The organism is Bacteroides sp. HPS0048, from assembly GCF_964240755.1.
Classification (GTDB): Bacteria; Bacteroidota; Bacteroidia; order Bacteroidales; family Bacteroidaceae; genus Bacteroides; species Bacteroides nordii.
Map to the genome: position 1 here is coordinate 117,239 of NZ_CAXSVC010000009.1, position 18,323 is coordinate 135,561.

The following is an 18,323-nucleotide window of genomic DNA, read 5'->3' on the forward strand; positions in this document are numbered from 1 at the left end:
CAAGCTGTGAGGACGGAAACGTTGTAGCTCTTTGACAAAGAGTGGCTACAACTTCTCTATCATCATACATATTTGGACCTTTTTACAGCTATTTGATAATAACAATGAATAATAATTATCAAATTAGTTAACGCATGGGAAATAAGGCGAAGTGGATTACTGTCACTTTTCTGTTATTGACTACTTTAGTATATGCTCAACGCAACAAAGTAGATACATTGCATACTTATTGGATAGATGAGGTGACAGTCACCTCATCCAAAAAGTTGTCGAAAGAAATTATCCCCGTACAAATTATGGAAGGGGCACAGCTGGAAAAGCTAAGCGTCCATTCCGTAGCAGATGCCATACGTTACTTCTCCGGCATACAAATTAAAGACTTCGGGGGTATCGGCGGGTTGAAAACAGTCAACATACGCAGTATGGGAACCAACCACGTGGGAGTATTTTATGACGGTATCGAACTGGGCAATGCACAAAACGGACAAGTGGACCTCGGACGGTTCTCACTCGATAATATGGAAGCTATTTCCATCTACAACGGACAGCGCAGTGCTATCTTCCAATCAGCTAAAGATTTTGGTTCGTCGGGTTCTATTTACCTGCAAAGCCGTACTCCCAAGTTTGAAGATTCCAAACGTTATATTATACGAGGTAGCTTCAAAACCGGTTCTTTTGGTGTTGTCAATCCGTCGATGCTTTGGGAACAGAATATCAACGACCGCCTTTCCAGTTCATTCAGTACCGAATACATGTTTACCACCGGACATTATAAATACCGTTACAAAACTACGGGAGGATATGACACTACGGCCATACGCAGAAATGGAGATGTGAATTCTATCCGCATAGAAGGCGGGCTATATGGCAAAATAACCAATGGAGAGTGGAAAAGTAAAGCCTACTTTTATAAATCAGAACGAGGACTTCCCGGAGCAATGGTTCGTAACAAACTGTTTCACGAAGACCGCCAATGGGATACGAATCTATTTGTACAGTCGTCCGTCAGAAAACATTTTTCAGACAAGTATAGTCTGCTGATAAACGGAAAGTATGCCTATGACTATCTGCACTACCTTGCCGACCCGAATAAAGACGAAACCCTGATGTATGTTGAAAATCACTACCGGTAGCAGGAAGTTTACTTCTCGGGCGCCAACCTCTACTCATTCAATAAACACTGGAGTGTATCTATGGCATTGGATTATCAGTGGAACAAACTGAATGCCGATTTATACAAATTCCCCTATCCCACCCGCCATACCACGCTGGTATCGGTGGCAAGTGCGCTCGACTTTAAACAATTCAAGCTGCAAGCCAGTGTACTGGGAACATTCGTCGTAGATCATGTACGCATAGATACGATGTCTATGGAGAACAAAAAGCAGATTACCCCTACTTTGGTGGCTTCTTACAAACCGTTTCGTAAAGTGAACTTCCACCTGCGTGGTTTCTACAAGAATATTTTCCGTATGCCTACTCTAAACGATTTATACTATACATTTATCGGCAATATCAAGTTGAAGCCGGAATTTACCACCCAGTATAACTTGGGATTCACCTATGCACCTGTCATCAAAGGGAAATGGCTGAAAAACATTGAGATACAAACAGACGCCTATTACAACGAAGTAGAAAATAAAATTGTAGCAATGCCCACCTCCAACCAGTTCCGCTGGACGATGATGAACCTGGGGATGGTAGAAATACGGGGAGTAGACGTAGCCATACAAAGTAACTGGAAACTACCAAAGGAAATATCCATTGATGCCCGGCTCACTTATACCTACCAAAAGGCACAGGATTTCACCAATAATACAAGTGGTTACTACGGAGATCAGATACCCTACATCCCCTGGCATAGTGGTTCAATGATTGTAAATGCCAACTGGCGGGAGTGGGATCTCAACTACAGTTTCATATATACAGGAGAACGGTATGATCAGCCGGCCAATATTCCTGAGAATTATGCACCGGAATGGTATACAAACGACCTGTCAGTTTCCCGTACTTTCAAGATAAAGAATCTGAACTACCGACTGACCGCAGAGGTCAATAACCTCTTCAACCAGCAGTTTGAAGTAGTAAAGGGCTACCCCATGCCGGGAACCAATTATAAATTTATTCTTACTATTCATATCTAAATAAACCTAATGAAAAAGTTATCATTTCTTACCCTCTTACTCACCGGTTGCCTACTGATCTTTTCGTGCACAGGCGACGATGAAGTACTTATACATTCTACCGGAACACAAGTACAACCTCCTACTCATCCGGAGTTCATTACAGGCTTCTATCTACTGAATGAAGGAAATATGGGAAGTAATAAATGTACCCTGGACTTCTTTGACTATACCACCGGATATTATCATAAAAACATCTATGCCGAGACCAATCCGTCTGTTGTGATGGAGCTGGGAGATGTAGGCAATGATATTCAGATTTACGGTGATAAACTGTATGCCGTTATCAATTGCTCGCACTTCATTGAAGTAATGGATAAAAACAATACCCGCCATTTGGGCACTATTGATATCCCCAACTGCCGTTACATAACCTTTCACGAGGGATACGCCTATGTCAGCTCCTATGCCGGCCCCGTACAGATAGATCCCAATGCCCGCCTGGGATACGTAGCCAAAGTAGACACAGCCACTCTGCAAATAGTAGACCAATGCCTGGTAGGATATCAGCCGGAAGAGATGGTGGTTACAAGCAACAAACTCTATGTAGCCAATTCCGGTGGATACCGTTTTCCTAATTATGACCGCACCGTTTCGGTCATCGACCTGACCACTTTCACCGAGCTTTACAAAATAGATGTTGCCATCAACCTGCACCGGCTCAAAGCAGACCGTTATGGCTACCTCTATGTAAGTTCACGGGGTGACTATTACACCATCCCGTCCGACCTCTATGTAATAGACAGCCGTACAGATAAAGTAGTAGACAAACTGGGTATTGCAGCATCCGAATTATGCATTGATGATGATAATCTCTATCTCTACAGTACCGAATACAGCTATGTCAGCCAACAAGAATGGGAGATTACCTATGCTCTGATTGATACCCGTACCCGAAAAGTTGTTACCCGGAACTTTATCACAGACGGAACAGAAAAATCAATAAAGAAACCTTATGGTATAGCCGTTAATCCGGAGACGAAAGAGTTTTTTGTAACAGATGCCAAAGACTATGTATCCCCGGGTACACTCTATTGCTTCACCCCGGAAGGAAAGAAGAAATGGTCAGTGACCACAGGTGATATTCCTGCACACTTTGTATTTGTGCATAAATAATAAGCACAGCATCATCTATGATATGAAAGTTCAACAATTACTAAACATCTATTTATATGATCCACTTCAAGTTACATTCTTATCTGGTGGCAAGCCTCTTTTCCGGTTGCTGTCTATGGTTTGCTGCGTGCTCAGAAACCTCCGATCCTCCTGTCGAAATAACCGATCCTATCGAAGTACCCTCCGATGATGGCAAGATCGTTATTGAAATTCCTGCCGGAGGATTTCAGATCCCCCGCTGCAAAGTACTCTCCATCGCTCCTGTTCTGACAGGAGAAGAAACCTACGAAATGCAATGGAGCATAGGAGATTCCGTTATCTCTTCTCAAAAAGAGCTGGAATTTATAGCACTCAATCCGGGACAGTATTCTATCACATTACAAGCTACAAACAGCGAACAAAAAAAGAGTACACTGGACTTTACTGTCACCGTAAAGCAAGAAGAGAAAAACTACTCTCCCTATATCACTTCCATACCGGAATATAAGCCGGCACCGGGACAATTCGTCAACGAACTTCCCAAATACGAAGAAGGAGATACTCAAAGGGCTATCAACCAAAAAGTACTCGAAGCCATCGGATACAACACCCGTGGAATGATTACTTTGGGCGGTTATGGCGGTTATGTAATCTGTGGCTTTGATCACACCATTGTAAACGTACCGGGCCAGTATGATCTCAAAATTCTTGGTAATGCTTTTCATGCTAATGCTAACCCTAACCCGGAAGCACCGGAAGAAGGCGGAAGCTGTGAGCCGGGTATTGTCATGGTGGCATACGACCGTAATAAAAACGGCATTGCCGATGACGATGAATGGTATGAACTGGCAGGAAGTGAATATACCAAAGAAACCACTCTCAAAAATTATCAGATTACCTATTATCGTCCGGACGAATATCACGAACCGGTAGAAGCACCCGAAGACGAACAATCCTGGAATACAGATGCGGAATATATCGCATGGCAAGATAACCGGAATGCGCAGGGCTTTATGCCTAAAAACATATACCATCGGCAGGATTATTATCCGAAATGGCTGGAAGAAGATGAACTCTCTTTCAAAGGTACACTGCTGCCCAATAATGCAAAAGACGAAAGCGGTGAAGGTAAGTACTGGGTGCTTTACGCTTATCCATGGGGATATGCCGATAACGGACTTAATGTAGATGAAACCTCCAACTTCAACATCGAATGGGCTGTAGATGCCGAAGGCAATCCGGTACATCTGCCAGGTATTGATTTTGTGAAGATTTATACCGGAGTCAACCAATACTGTGGCTGGCTGGGAGAAACATCTACCGAAGTAATGGGAATTAATGACTTACATCTATTAAATAACTAATCATTCAAAACAATTATGAGAAAACTATTATCGCTATTAGGATTAATGTGCTTTGTCTGCATTGGGTTGCAGGCACAACAAACTATGTTCGTGCAAGGAGTACCCCGGCAAGTTTCGACTCTCCCGAAAGCACTGAAAAGTACCGGTATCTCAATCGATGCTTCAAAAATCAAGTATTATGTAGGCGAAGGAAGCAAAACCTCCGTACTCGTGATACGATGGAACGACGGTAGAGGTGCCGAAAACCTTGTTTGGGGATACAAATGGGAAGATGCCGCAAAAGCTACCGGTGACGCTATGCTAAGAGCTATAGCCAAAGCCGACCCACGTTTCTATATGCTGGTTTACGGTGATACACAATACGGATCTGCCATAGGTGGATTTGGATTCGACCTGAATGGCAATAGAAACATTGGCTTGAAAAAAGGCGATGAAGAAAAAAAAGCAGATGAAGAGGGATTAATACACACCTCAGCATATGACTTTGACGACTATACCGCCATAGATGCTACTGACCACTGGGCCTCAGGATGGTATAGCGGATATTGGAGCTACTATACAGCCGGTAATCTTACAGAAGAGCCGGATTATAGCAGTGTAGGAGCCTCCAGCCGTATATTGACCGACGGCTCTCTCGACTTATGGTCATTTTCTTCTTTCTCCGGTTCGGGTGAAGCAGCCGAAATAAACTATTACTTCTATGTTCCCACTCCGGAAACAGGTATCTATCTTCCGGATGAGATTACGTTTCCTATTTCAGACGGTGGTGTACTGCCTACTATTCTGGGCTGTAATGGTGAAACAGCCGGTACCATGCTATGGACCATCCAGGATAAAGAGTCTCAAAAAGATAATACCATTATCAAAACGATACGCAGTACTAAAGATGCTTTCAATGGTGCAGTCACTTTTGCCGGCAATAAAACCGGAGATGCCTATGTTTACTTTAAAACAAAGATAGGAAACAGTGTAAACTATTTTCAATCTAACACCTGCAAGATTACAGTAACAGCACCCGAAAAGCCTATCACAAAAATTGCATTCCAACAGGCAGAAATGGAGTCAGGAATCAAGCAAACGGTGGAAAACCCATTGACTCTTACTCCTTCCAATGCGACTTACACCGCTCTCACTTACACCAGCAGCAATAAAGAAGTGGCATCCGTCAGCACAGCCGGAAAAATCACGACTACTGCTACCGAAGGAGAAGCAATCATCACTGCCAGCAGTGTATACGATGAAAACGTAACAGCTTCATTTAAGCTGACCGTGAAATGCCAGAAAGCAGTAGAGAAGATTGAACTTGGTGGTGAAAACAAAGTAATTGAAATAGAATTCAAAGACATCTATTGCCCGGTTCCTGTTATCACCCCTGCCGATGCTGACTATACCGACGTTACTTACCAGATTGCAGATCCTGACATCGCCAGCTTCTATCAGGCTAATATCATTGCGAAAAAGGTAGGAGAAACTACCATGACTGTAACCGCCAAAGACGGAAAAGGAGCAAGCACTACCGTAAAACTAATTGTGAAAGAACGTGACCACTCTCCTTATGCCGGATATCAGGATGGTACATTTATCCTGAATGAAGCCTGGTTCGGACACGAAAACGGTGATATGAATTTCCTTACCGAAGACAAAGAACTGATGTATCGTGTATACGACCGCGAGAATCCGGGAGAGGCCTTTGGTGCCACTTCTTGCTACGGCATGATTTATGCTGATAAGTTTTTTGTTATCTCTAAACAACCGAAAGACGGAGGAGACAGTACCCCCGGTGGTGGCCGATTGGTAATGATGAATGCCAAGACATTAAAGAAAATCGCCGGATTCGATGTTATCGGAGGCGGTGATGGACGTGCCATAGTAGGCGTAAACCCTGATAAAGTCTATATCAGTACTACTGCCGGTGTAGTTGTATTTGATGTTAAAAACCTCAAAGTAGGTGATATCATTGAAGGAACACAAGGCGCAAGCTTATACAACGGACAGACCGGAGATATGGTAAAAGCCGGCAAATATGTATTTGCCATCCAGCAAAGTAAAGGTACAAACATTATTGATACAGAAACCGACAAACTGGTAAAATGTATTGAAAACAGTAAGATACAAGGCATTACACAAGGTGCCGACGGTAGTGTATGGCTGGGATCAACCAATACATTGGAACGTCTGAATCCGGAAACTCTGACTATAGAAGAAACCCTGCAATTACCGACAGGCGCAGAAATCAGCTGCTCCTGGGGAGCATGGAGATCTACTCCATTCTGTGCAAGCCGCACGAAAAATATACTTTATTGGTCAGGAGGCAGTAGCGTTATGTATGGTGGAGCCGGATATTATCGTTACGAGATAGGTACGGATATCAGTACCATCAAGCCATTCTTCAGTGTAGCCGAACTACCGGGAGCAACAGAAGGAAAACTTCAGACCTCTTATGGAACACCCCGCTATGACGACCGTACGGATGAATTAATCGTAATGACGACACAAAAAGGTTCCGGAACGGATTACGAACACAACTGGATTCATATTGTGAACGGTACAACCGGAGAGTTGAAAAAGACTATCAAACTGAAACAATACTATTGGTTCCAGGCCATGCCTATCTTCCCGGACAAATATGCACCGGAGGTAAATGGTGTAGAAAGTACATTATCATTTACCACAAGTAGCGCACCTACTGTTATTGATCTGACGGACAAAGTGACCGATAAGGACAACCTAACGTACAATATCAGTAAAACATTAAAAAGTGTGAGCAATGAAAGTATTGCTACTGCAACATTAGAAGGTAATACACTGACTGTAACTCCAAAAGCTATCGGTGAGACAACCATTACACTCGCAATTGAGTCCAATGGCGTAGTTGTAGAAAAGAATATTCATGTAGTAGTATCCGGTGGTACCGGCATTAACGATGTGGAAACCAGAAAAACAATTTACTGCAAAGACAACATGCTCAGCATTTACGGATACGAAGGATACAGATTTATCATGTACAACAGTAACGGACAGGCAATCGGTAGTTACGAAGTAAACAGCGATCGCTATAACGCTCCGACAGATGTTGCCCGTGGAATCTATCTGCTGAACGGACATACAGGCAAACAAACTGTCTCCGCAAAAATCATTGTTGAATAAAAGTTCCGGAATAAAGTAGAAAGGAGGTTTCGCTTCCTTTTTACCCAATAGAATAAAGAGAAGCTGCTTCATTTGTTAGCAGCTTCTCTTTTTGTTATCCTGTTGAATCCATTTTTTCTGAGGTCTCAGGTATCGGATGAAAAAGGTATATAATTACAGTCTGTGATAGATTTCATTGAACGGTACTCTCCCCCGTTCTCCCCAGATTCCTTTATTTCCATTTCGTATTCCACAAGGAATTACCATGTTTATTCCGGCACCATGAGGTAGTTTCAGTACCTTCTTGATTCGTTTGCTATCAAAGCCTTCCAAAGGACAAGTATCATATCCTTCATTTGCCATCGCAATCATAAATGTTTGCGCAGCAAGTGCACAGGATTTATGAACGACCACACGCATATCACTTTCAGAAACTTCCCGCATCATCGGGCGGAATAAGCTGATACTCTTAGCCAATATTACTCTCAAAAAACCCAAGATACCGAAAAACCGGGCGTAAATGAAAGGCATAAGTTTTCCATAATATAATTCCCGGTCTCTAATACGTTTCTCCTGACGTTCTTTCGGACTATTTCGTATGATATTTCCTTTTTCAAATTCTAGAACGGACTTTGCACGCTTCTTATACAGATCCTGACGTGTAACGAAAACAACTATTTCTGAAGCCGTAACAGTAGCAGACTGCCCAAGACAGGCTTTTGAAATCTCCGCCAACAATTCGGGGTTTGTAATTTGATAGAACTCCCACAATTGCATATTCGAGCTATTGGGAGCCAAAGTTGCTAATTCCAGACAGTGTTTTACCGTCTCCGGTTTTATTGGTTTTTCTTTATCAAACACTCGTACGGAACGACGGAAGTTCAGAACCTCTTCTAAATTCATTTTATGCTCTATTTATTAAATTAGTTTCACTCAATTGTTACATAACAACTCTTACTATTATGATAGTATCAGATACATAATATCCCGTTCTCATGTTGATAAGTAATCATGCAGAAACAGGTACAAATAATGTGCCAATTAGCCGCGCTATACAAAGGAGCATCGGTACAACACATCCAATTGGCACATCACTCCATTGTTTATCAAATATCCAACTACTGACTCATATTAATAACATAAATACAAGTCAACTGTATTTCATCCGACCAGATTATTAACATAAATTCTATTACATTGAAGCAGGCATAAAAGAGTAAAACTCTCTGCTAATTGCAAGAATGCCTCCCTAAAGTTGAGACAAAACTTTAGGAAGGCATTCTTAAACTTACTCACAAACCTCACACAGAGGTAAAGAATATCAGGCAAGGAATGAAATCAATACGCCTGCAGCTACAGCCGAACCGATAACTCCGGAAATATTACTTGCCATGCAATACTGCAACACATGATTCTTTGAATCGTACTTCAAAGCTATTTCATTTGCTACACGACTTGCCATAGGCACAGCACTCAATCCCGTGGCACCGATCAACGGATTAATCTTTTTCTTAGAGAAGAGATTGAACAGTTTCACGAGGAAGATACCTCCGGTAATACTCAGGGCAAAAGCAAGGAACCCACCGACTACAATACCGATAGTAGTCCAGTTCAGGAAAGCCTCAGCAGTCATGGTAGCACCTACGGAAAGCCCCAGGAAAATGGTTGCAGCATTCATAATGCTGTTGGAAGCGGCATCAAACAGACGGAAGGTGTTGCTACCTATTTCCTTCACGAGATTACCAAACATCAACATACCAATCAACGGCACAGCACTCGGCACAAAGAGAGCAACAACAGTAGTCACCGCAATCGGGAAGATGATTTTCAATACGCGCAGATTTTTGATTTCCGTCTTTGAAGGATATTTCTTCTCCTGTTCTTTCATATTGATACTCAGCTCTTTTTTAGTACAGAGCAAACGGACTACCATCGGAATAATCACCGGAACCAGTGCCATATAAGAGTAAGCGGCAATAGCAATCGGTCCCAGCAAATGAGGAGCCAGTTTAATAGTGGTAAAGATAGCCGTAGGACCATCAGCTCCTCCAATGATACCCAATGAAGCTGCTTCCTGAGGAGTAAAACCGATCAGAATAGCTACAAGCAACACAGTAAAGATACCCAACTGGGCAGCCGCTCCGAATATAGAAAGATGCAGATTACGCAACATCGGTCCGAAGTCAGTCAACGCACCCACTCCCATAAATATAATAGGTGGCAGGAATCCCGTCTTTATCAACATATAATAGATGAAGTTCATGAGTCCTAACTCATGGGCAATATCATGCAAAGGCATTTCCCAAATGCTCTTCATCACACCATTCACCATCACCATACCGTTCTCATCGGCCTGAATAACCCCCATATCACCTCCCGGGAAGTTGGCAAGCAGTACACCGAAAGCGATAGGTACCAATAACAACGGTTCGTATTGTTTCTTAATACCTAAATAGAGCAGAACGAAAGCGATGGCATACATTATCAGAAACTGCGGTTCGGCAATGATATTGCTGAAAGCAGTCATATCGTATAAGTTTTCAAATATCTCGTTCATTATCCTATCTTCATTAATATGTCATCTTCAGAAACTGTATCTCCCGGATTACTGCAAATAGCCGTCACTGTACCACCAAACTCGGCACGAATGGCATTATACGTCTTCATAGCTTCCACATAGCAGAGTACATCTCCTTCTTTTACGGTATCCCCAACTTTCAATGCTGTCTCCTGTGCATTCTTTACAAGGAAAAATTTGCCTTCCAACGGAGAAAGTACCTCTTTACCCTCACCTACCGGGGCAGCAGCAGGAGCAGCAGGAAGTTCAGTATCACCATAAGCCACAGTAACGCGATAAGCCTGTCCGTCTACCTGCACAGTAAGTGTCTTGGGTTTCGCATCTTCCTGTGGCAACTTATCTCGTTCCGCACGACGTTTAGCCACATCCGCAAGAAAATCTTCTTTCGCTTTACCACTCTTATAAGCCTCGTACTGTGCAGGGTGCATAGCGTATTCAAAGAGTTCTTCGTCATCTTCACCTATTTCCCATTTATTCTCTTTCATCAACTTGCGATACTTATCAAGGTCATCCGGATAATTATCCTGCGGATCGCCTTCAAAGAACTTACGGCCCTCACGCTCGGCTTTCTCTATAATCTCGGGAGCCAATTTACCCGGCAAACGTCCAGCCTTGCCAAGTATCATATCCCAAATGTCATCAGCAATCATACCCCAGCGCTCTTTACCTTTCTCCATAGCTATCACATTCATCATAGCTAAATTCTTAACATACTGGCTGAACGGGGTCACTAAAGGAGGATAACCGACACGCGGCCATACATAAGCTACTTCGTTGAAAAGCTTAATCAACAACTGGTCCTGCGTCATGAAAGGCAGATTGTGTTTAGCTTTATATTTATTGATAGATTCCAGATTCGTTTCGAGATCGGCCATAAGGCTTCCCATCATACCACCCGGAAGCCCCGGAGCGATAAGCAGAGAGTTCATCAGACGATTCTTCGGACTGATGTAAAGTCCAAGAAAATCATCCATAAATTCCTGAATCATGCCACGTACTTTCATGTACGCCTCCATATTTATTTCAGGTACCTTGAAACCGGCATCCTTCAGCATAGCCTGTACACTGAGCAAATCGGCATGCCCGGTACCCCAGGAAAGTGGTTCCATACCCACATCAATATAATCGCAGCCTGCCTCGCAAACTTCAAGAATGCTTGCCATATTAAAACCGGGTCCTGCATGACTATGATACTGCACAGGAATATCAGGATGTGCAGCTTTTATATTGGCCACAATCTTTCCTAAAGAGACAGGACGCCCGATACCTGCCATATCTTTGATACAGATCTCATCTGCTCCCAGCTTTATCAGCTCCAGAGCCATATTAGTATAATACTCTACCGTATGGATAGGCGAGTGAGTAATACAAAGTGAACATTGTGAAATCATCCCGGCATCATGGGCATAGGTGATTGAAGGAGCAATATTACGGACATCATTTAGTCCGCAGAAAGTACGGGTAATATCTGTTCCCTGTGCTTTTTTTACTTTATAGAAGAGTTTGCGCACATCGGCAGGAACGGGGCTCATACGAAGTCCGTTTAGAGCACGGTCGAGCATATGGGTTTGAATACCGGCTTCATGGAAAGGCTTCGTCCATTCACGGACAGCACGGTTGGGATTTTCACCAAACAACAGATTCACTTGTTCAAAACCACCACCATTGGTTTCAACACGGGCAAAACATCCCATTTCAATAATAGCAGGAGCTACTTTAACAAGCTGGTCTACACGAGGTACATATTTTCCGGCACTCTGCCACATATCTCTGAAAACCAGACTAAACTTGATTTCTCTTTTCATATTCTTTTAGTTGTGTCTTGATAATTTGCGAATTTATAATTTCTCTACTTTTGTCACTTTACCCTTACCCTGAGTCACGACATTAACAGCCGCAGTAATTGCAGCCAAGATATTCCCAGGAACAGGTACAGGACTTTGCGAAGAAACCTGTTTGGCAGGTACAGCCTCCTCGGGAGCATACTTATTGACAAGTGAAATCAGTAACTTACCAAGATAAATGACGATAAGTAAAATAACGAACACAGTAGCCATACCAACTACCATCAGCAGGAACGCTGTCTCTAAGTTTTCCATATAATAAATTATTAGTTATTTGATCGGTTTCAAAAAAAATCGCTCGAAATTACCAATAAAAGAAGAAAAAATAAAGGCTGGAAAGAATAAAAAAAGCTAAATCGGAAGATAGAATAGTAATTTAATACGATTATAACTCACAATAAGACTAATTACACGGAGCATTTTAACGCACAATTAAAATAATACTTTTAGAAGTCAAACAAGACATTCTAATTCATAAAAACAAAAGAGACATAGAACTTGTACTTACTCAAGTCCTATGTCCCTTTTATCATTTTAATATATCCTAATTCTTACGGGATAATTGCCTTTACTACTTGTTTCCGATCTTTATGTTCCAGTATAAGTACATACAAGCCCGGAGAAAAATCTACGGTAGAAACAGACATATCTTCCCCAAATGTTTCGTAATGTCGGACAATCTGACCTTGTGCATTTGCAACTGTGACGAAAGCATTTATCGGCAATCCTTTCAGAATCCAAATACCATCATCTAATTCTACCCTAAAGTTATCACTTTCTGCCTCTTCAATACCCGTAGGAGCAACAATCTTATATTGAAGAGACTCAACATATTCACCCGTTATAAGATTATGATAAGACTCCCCATCTGCATAAAAGATGTTTAAAGAATAAGTTCCTAAATCTGCATTTTCATTACACCGGTAAGTATATTCCACCGCCTTTGCAATCCCAGCTTTCAGTTCTAATTGATGTAGCCCTCCATTATCTATACTCAATCCGGAAGCCTGTAAATACAATGGACCGTTATAATCGTGACTACTTAGAACAGACAGCTTAATAGTTCCGGTAGCCCCCCGTGCAATCCCCTTCTCATTGCCAATTACAGCCGAAGCATCCAACCCAATCAGCAAATCCTTAGCCGGCAGTAAAGTAAAGTCTACCGAATTATAGACTTCCGGTTCTACTTTAGTCATTACCCCACCATAATCATATTTCAGATAAGCGGTATATTCACCCGTCGGCATAGAAAAAGCCTGTTTAATGCCTCCTGTTATCGCGGTATATATAAAATAAGTTTCAAGCAAGATATCATCCCGTTCAAATAGCTTATATTCCTTTCCTTCAGGATCGTCTTTTTTCACGGCATAAACAGCTAAAAGACCATTATAAGATTGCGATGCACGAATTTCATCACACCATAAACGAAACCAAGTTTCAGCTTCCTGCACATATTCTCCAGCCTCATTATAATTTTCCAAGGGTTTTCCTAAGAATACAACAGGAAACTCCGGCCTCGCCTTTACTGTTATATATTGAGGAGAATCTTCAGGTACAGGTATATACTTATCATTATCAAAGTTCAAAATACGAAAACGATAACGACCACCCTCCGATAAATTCCCTTCCGACAAAGTTAACTTAATAGCGGTATTCACACCTCCATAAATCCTACCGGATAAAAAGCCTTTCTGGTAGTCACCCAAATTCACGCCTTCCACATCTTCCGTTTCAGGTATCAGAGCATACGAATAGTTATTTAGTATTGCCATTTGTTCTCCCGTATTTTTCAACTGAAGCGTCACTGTATTTTCCGTACCGGCATATAATGTCCCGAATGGCTGAACCGATACCATTTCTACATTCGCTAAAGATAAGTTGACCATTTCCGTATACACTTCAGTTTCCGTAATGGTAATTTTCAATTTCGCCTGTTTATTACCCGTATAGAGAGGCGTATAAGTACCCGTACCGGTATCATTCATAAAAGTGACATAATATACACCCGGAGCATAAGTATCATGATTTTCAATAAAAAATGCCACATTACGATTTATATAGTAACCGTTCTTAAGTAAAACATTTCCATTATCCATATCATGAACCACCGTACCGTCTTCTTTTTGCGTGACTACCCGATGAGTAACATTCACAGTATATCCGGTATAGTTATGAACTCTATATTCCAAGTATATATTAGCCGGAATCGTTTGCACCTGCTTTGTTTTCAACTCGAAATAGCAAGCTGTTACCGTTTTATCCGGTTCCATTCCTCCTTCTTCCGAAGTTTTTGGACGAAAATTCCCGATAATACCTTGATCTGCAAAATAACTTCCGCCTCCACCACCTATACCGACGCCTTCAGGCGACATGATATTCATGTCAAAATAACCGTCACAATAACCACCCCATCCCCAATTTATACTAAGCAGGTTGTTCTCATCAATACCGTCACAAACAAACGCATGTCCGGTTTCTAAATCATTCCCGTCATAAAGAACTGGTAAGCCCGCTTCCAGATTACTACGTAACAACTGAATCCAATCTTCCGTATTAAAGCAACCTCGGAAATAATAACGTACAGCAGGAGAATAACCAAAATATTCATATAAAGCAGATGCTACACGCGAGGTTTGGGCGCCACTTCCTCCATTTGCAGAAGTATTATAATCCATGTTAATTGCATATCCACAATCACGCATCAATGTAGCCACAGCCAATCCTTGTTCATCAGTATAGTCGGGCACATATTTATCAGTAGCTTCAACATAATGGGAAATGTACTCATTCAGCATATTGTCCCAATCCAAAGTATGATCCGAAAAATCAACCGTCTGCCCATTAGCCAGAAGCGGATCCGAAGTACCTGTTCCCCTTAACGGATAACGATGATAATTCATGATTTGGGCCATAGCTGTGGCCACACAACCAGTTACTGTACGGAATTCATCCTTATCTTGACCGGGAGAGTTATAATCGGGGCAAAGCAGATTATAAGGCCTGCCCTGATCCCATTTCGTCTTCATCATAGGTTCAACAACCTTCGCCGTACCTGTTCTGTAAGTCGCTTTTTGAGGAGCAACTTTCCCTTCCTGCACATCAGCCAGATAACGTGAATAAGCATTCAAATACGCTTTCAGGGCATCCGGCATATCCATTTTAAAATCATTCTCTCTGGAATACCCCACCACCGGAGGCAATTCATCATCACCGCTTACAATAACAAATCCGACATTTTTCTCCAGACCGAATACATAATAAGAGGGAGCTGCTACAGAACGGGTAGCCACAGGGGCATACAATAAAACAACATCCGACTGACCAACTCCCCTTGTAAAGGTAGATTGGCTAAAAAAAGATTCAGCGACCTGTTGAGCTCCTTTTTGAGTTATCGGCTTACCGAACAACGAACAAAAAGACAACAAAAAAATTCCTAATAAAGAAAAAGTAATTTTTTTCATACGCCATTATAATTTGAAAGATCAACAATAATTACAAATATAATAGAATTATTAAACATCTCCAAGAAACATTAAGAAAATAGACCAAGAATAGAACGATTTCAAATAAAACACAACTGAAGGTGTCCGGAAATTTCCGGATACCCTCAGTTGTACCAATGCACTTCAACGGAATCGATAAGTGTATATATACAGAATTATATAACTTTAGAACTCGCTTGTAAAGTGGAACTTTATCTTCTTAAAGTCCATCTGTGCCATTTGCAATACATAGTTGGAGTCTGCCAGGAATACGTCCCTACCCTCACGGTCTTTTGCCATGAACTGATATTTACGTTTCTTGAATGCTTCCAGCTCTTCGGCATCTTCACTTTCAATCCAACAAGCTTTGTATAGGCTTATCGGTTCCCAACGACAAGAAGCATTATATTCATTCAGTAAACGATACTGGATCACCTCAAACTGAAGTTGACCTACCGTACCAATAATCTTCCGCCCATTAAACTGATTGACGAACAACTGTGCCACACCCTCGTCCATCAACTGATCAACTCCCTTGGCCAGTTGTTTCTGCTTCATAGGATCGGCATTCTCAATATACTTAAACATTTCGGGCGAGAAACTCGGCAAACCACGGAAGTGCAATTGCTCACCTTCTGTCAGCGTATCACCAATTTTAAAAGTACCATTGTCCGGCAAACCAATAATGTCACCTGCATACGCCTCATCAATTGTAGTCTTGCGCTGGGCCATAAACTGTGTAGGCGACGAAAAACGCATCGTTTTACCATGACGCACATGCAGATAAGGAGCATTACGGGTAAACTTACCCGAACAGATCTTACAGAAAGCAATACACGAACGATGGTTCGGGTCAATATTAGCGGTAATCTTAAAGACAAATCCGGTAAATTTCGGTTCATCCGGTTCCACCTCACGCTCTTCTGCCTGTACAGGACGTGGACTGGGAGCTATCTCTACAAAACAGTTGAGTAGTTCCTGCACACCAAAGTTATTTAATGCCGAACCAAAGAATACAGGTGCACAATCTCCTGCCAGATAAGTCTCATTATCAAATTCAGGATAAACACCTTCAATCAGTTCCAGATCACCACGCAGTTTGTTTGCCAGTGTAGCACCAATCTGATTGTCCAGTTCTTCACTATTAAGATCTACTGCAATCTTCTCTGTCACCACCTGCTTGGAAGGCTGATAGAGATCTAACTTATTCTCATATATATTATATACACCTTTAAAACGGGCTCCCTGTTCGATAGGCCATGACAACGGGCGAACCTGAATCATCAGTTCTTCTTCCAGTTCGTCCAGCAGGTCAAACGGATCCTTACCCTCACGGTCCATCTTATTGACGAAGATGATAACAGGTGTCTTACGCATACGACACACCTCCATCAGCTTGCGGGTTTGTGTTTCCACACCTTTCGCACCGTCTACTACAATGATAACGCTATCTACAGCGGTCAACGTACGATACGTATCTTCGGCAAAATCCTGGTGACCCGGAGTATCGAGAATGTTAATTTTATAATCGCGGTAATCGAACTCCATCACAGAGGTAGTTACTGAAATACCACGCTGTTTTTCAATCTCCATCCAGTCCGATGTAGCCGTTTTCTTTATTTTATTACTCTTTACGGCACCTGCCACCTGTATCTGTCCACCAAAAAGCAATAACTTTTCAGTCAATGAGGTCTTACCGGCATCCGGATGTGCAATAATGGCGAATGTACGCCTTCTCTGTATTTCTGAATTATCTGCCATACAATAAATTAATCATTCAATAGTGCCATGCAACGCGCAAGGCTCTCTTCCCAATGGGGAATTTCAATATCAAAAGTGGTTTTAATCTTCGTTTTGTCAAGCACCGAATAGTGTGGGCGAGCCGCTTTCGTGGGATAGTCTGCCGTATGCAACGGACGCACCTTGCAAGTAGTGATACCTGCCAGACGATGAATTGTTTTTGTAAAATCATACCAGGAGCACACTCCTTCGTCACTAAAGTGATAAACACCACGCACTATACCTTTATTAATAACGGCATAGATGGCGCGTGCCAGATCATTGGCATAGGTAGGTGTTCCCACCTGATCAAAAATCACACCCAATGTTTCGCGCTCACGCCCCAGGCGTATCATTGTCTTCACAAAGTTATTACCATAAATAGAGTAGAGCCATGCCGTACGGATAATGACAGCTTTTTCACAACCATCCATCACCGCCTGTTCACCTGCCAGTTTGGTAGAGCCATATACAGAGGCCGGACAAGTCGGTTCTTCTTCTGTATAAGGAATATGGGCCGTTCCGTCAAAAACGTAATCTGTAGACACCTGTATGATAGCCGCACCCCGGCGTTGGGCAGCACGGGCAAGATATCCCGGTGCGATATGGTTCAATTTATCACATAACTCATGATTGTCTTCCGCATTGTCCACCGCAGTATAAGCAGCACAATTCACAATCAATTCGATTTCATTCTCTGCAACAAAAGCCTCAATCGCTTCTTTATTACAGATATCGAGTTCCTGTACATCCGTAAAGAAATAAGTGTGTTGTGTATTTTCCGCAGAAAGTACCTTCATTTCGTTTCCTAACTGTCCGTTGGCTCCGGTTATCAATATATTCATAATCAATAATTTTTCAATGCGCTAATA

10 protein-coding genes and 1 pseudogene are annotated in these 18,323 nt (G+C 42.1%); 4 read left to right on the forward strand and 7 right to left on the reverse strand.

Going from position 1 to position 18,323, the window contains the following annotated elements:
* The first annotated feature begins 134 nt into the window (after positions 1-134).
* From ACESQI_RS09625 to ACESQI_RS09640, 4 genes and pseudogenes are all read left to right on the forward strand, one after another.
* Positions 135-2,144, forward strand: a pseudogene (locus ACESQI_RS09625) (TonB-dependent receptor).
* Between the two features lie 9 nt (positions 2,145-2,153).
* On the forward strand, positions 2,154-3,299 hold the full coding sequence (locus ACESQI_RS09630; RefSeq protein WP_373125931.1) for a YncE family protein: 1,146 nt from the start codon (positions 2,154-2,156) through the stop codon (positions 3,297-3,299).
* A 56-nt stretch (positions 3,300-3,355) separates the two neighbouring features.
* Entirely contained in the window at positions 3,356-4,642 is a 1,287-nt protein-coding gene (locus tag ACESQI_RS09635; protein ID WP_320908251.1) for a PKD-like domain-containing protein, read from the forward strand.
* A 15-nt stretch (positions 4,643-4,657) separates the two neighbouring features.
* Positions 4,658-7,789 (forward strand): DUF5074 domain-containing protein, encoded by a 3,132-nt coding sequence (locus ACESQI_RS09640; RefSeq protein WP_373125933.1) that lies wholly within the window; start codon positions 4,658-4,660, stop codon positions 7,787-7,789.
* 153 nt (positions 7,790-7,942) lie between these two features.
* Here ACESQI_RS09640 and ACESQI_RS09645 read toward each other — a convergent pair whose 3' ends face one another.
* The 7 genes from ACESQI_RS09645 to rfbD all read right to left on the reverse strand — a co-directional run bounded on the left by ACESQI_RS09645 (position 7,943) and on the right by rfbD (position 18,296).
* On the reverse strand, positions 7,943-8,671 hold the full coding sequence (locus ACESQI_RS09645) for a nitroreductase family protein (RefSeq protein WP_007486230.1): 729 nt from the start codon (positions 8,669-8,671) through the stop codon (positions 7,943-7,945).
* Positions 8,672-9,089: 418 nt separating this feature from the next.
* Positions 9,090-10,325: a sodium ion-translocating decarboxylase subunit beta gene (locus ACESQI_RS09650; protein WP_007486228.1), complete on the reverse strand. Its 1,236-nt coding sequence runs from the start codon at positions 10,323-10,325 to the stop codon at positions 9,090-9,092.
* Positions 10,325-12,151: a biotin/lipoyl-containing protein gene (locus tag ACESQI_RS09655; RefSeq protein WP_251234785.1), complete on the reverse strand. Its 1,827-nt coding sequence runs from the start codon at positions 12,149-12,151 to the stop codon at positions 10,325-10,327. The genes ACESQI_RS09650 and ACESQI_RS09655 overlap by 1 nt, the downstream gene beginning before the upstream one ends.
* A gap of 33 nt (positions 12,152-12,184) precedes the next feature.
* Positions 12,185-12,445: an OadG family protein gene (locus ACESQI_RS09660; protein WP_373125935.1), complete on the reverse strand. Its 261-nt coding sequence runs from the start codon at positions 12,443-12,445 to the stop codon at positions 12,185-12,187.
* A 296-nt stretch (positions 12,446-12,741) separates the two neighbouring features.
* Complete coding sequence (locus tag ACESQI_RS09665) at positions 12,742-15,651, reverse strand: C10 family peptidase (protein ID WP_373125937.1); 2,910 nt, start codon at positions 15,649-15,651, stop codon at positions 12,742-12,744.
* 207 nt (positions 15,652-15,858) lie between these two features.
* Complete coding sequence (locus ACESQI_RS09670; RefSeq protein ID WP_195660602.1) at positions 15,859-17,433, reverse strand: peptide chain release factor 3; 1,575 nt, start codon at positions 17,431-17,433, stop codon at positions 15,859-15,861.
* Positions 17,434-17,441: 8 nt separating this feature from the next.
* On the reverse strand, positions 17,442-18,296 hold the full coding sequence (gene rfbD, locus ACESQI_RS09675; protein WP_278511785.1) for a dTDP-4-dehydrorhamnose reductase: 855 nt from the start codon (positions 18,294-18,296) through the stop codon (positions 17,442-17,444).
* Positions 18,297-18,323: the final 27 nt, after the last annotated feature.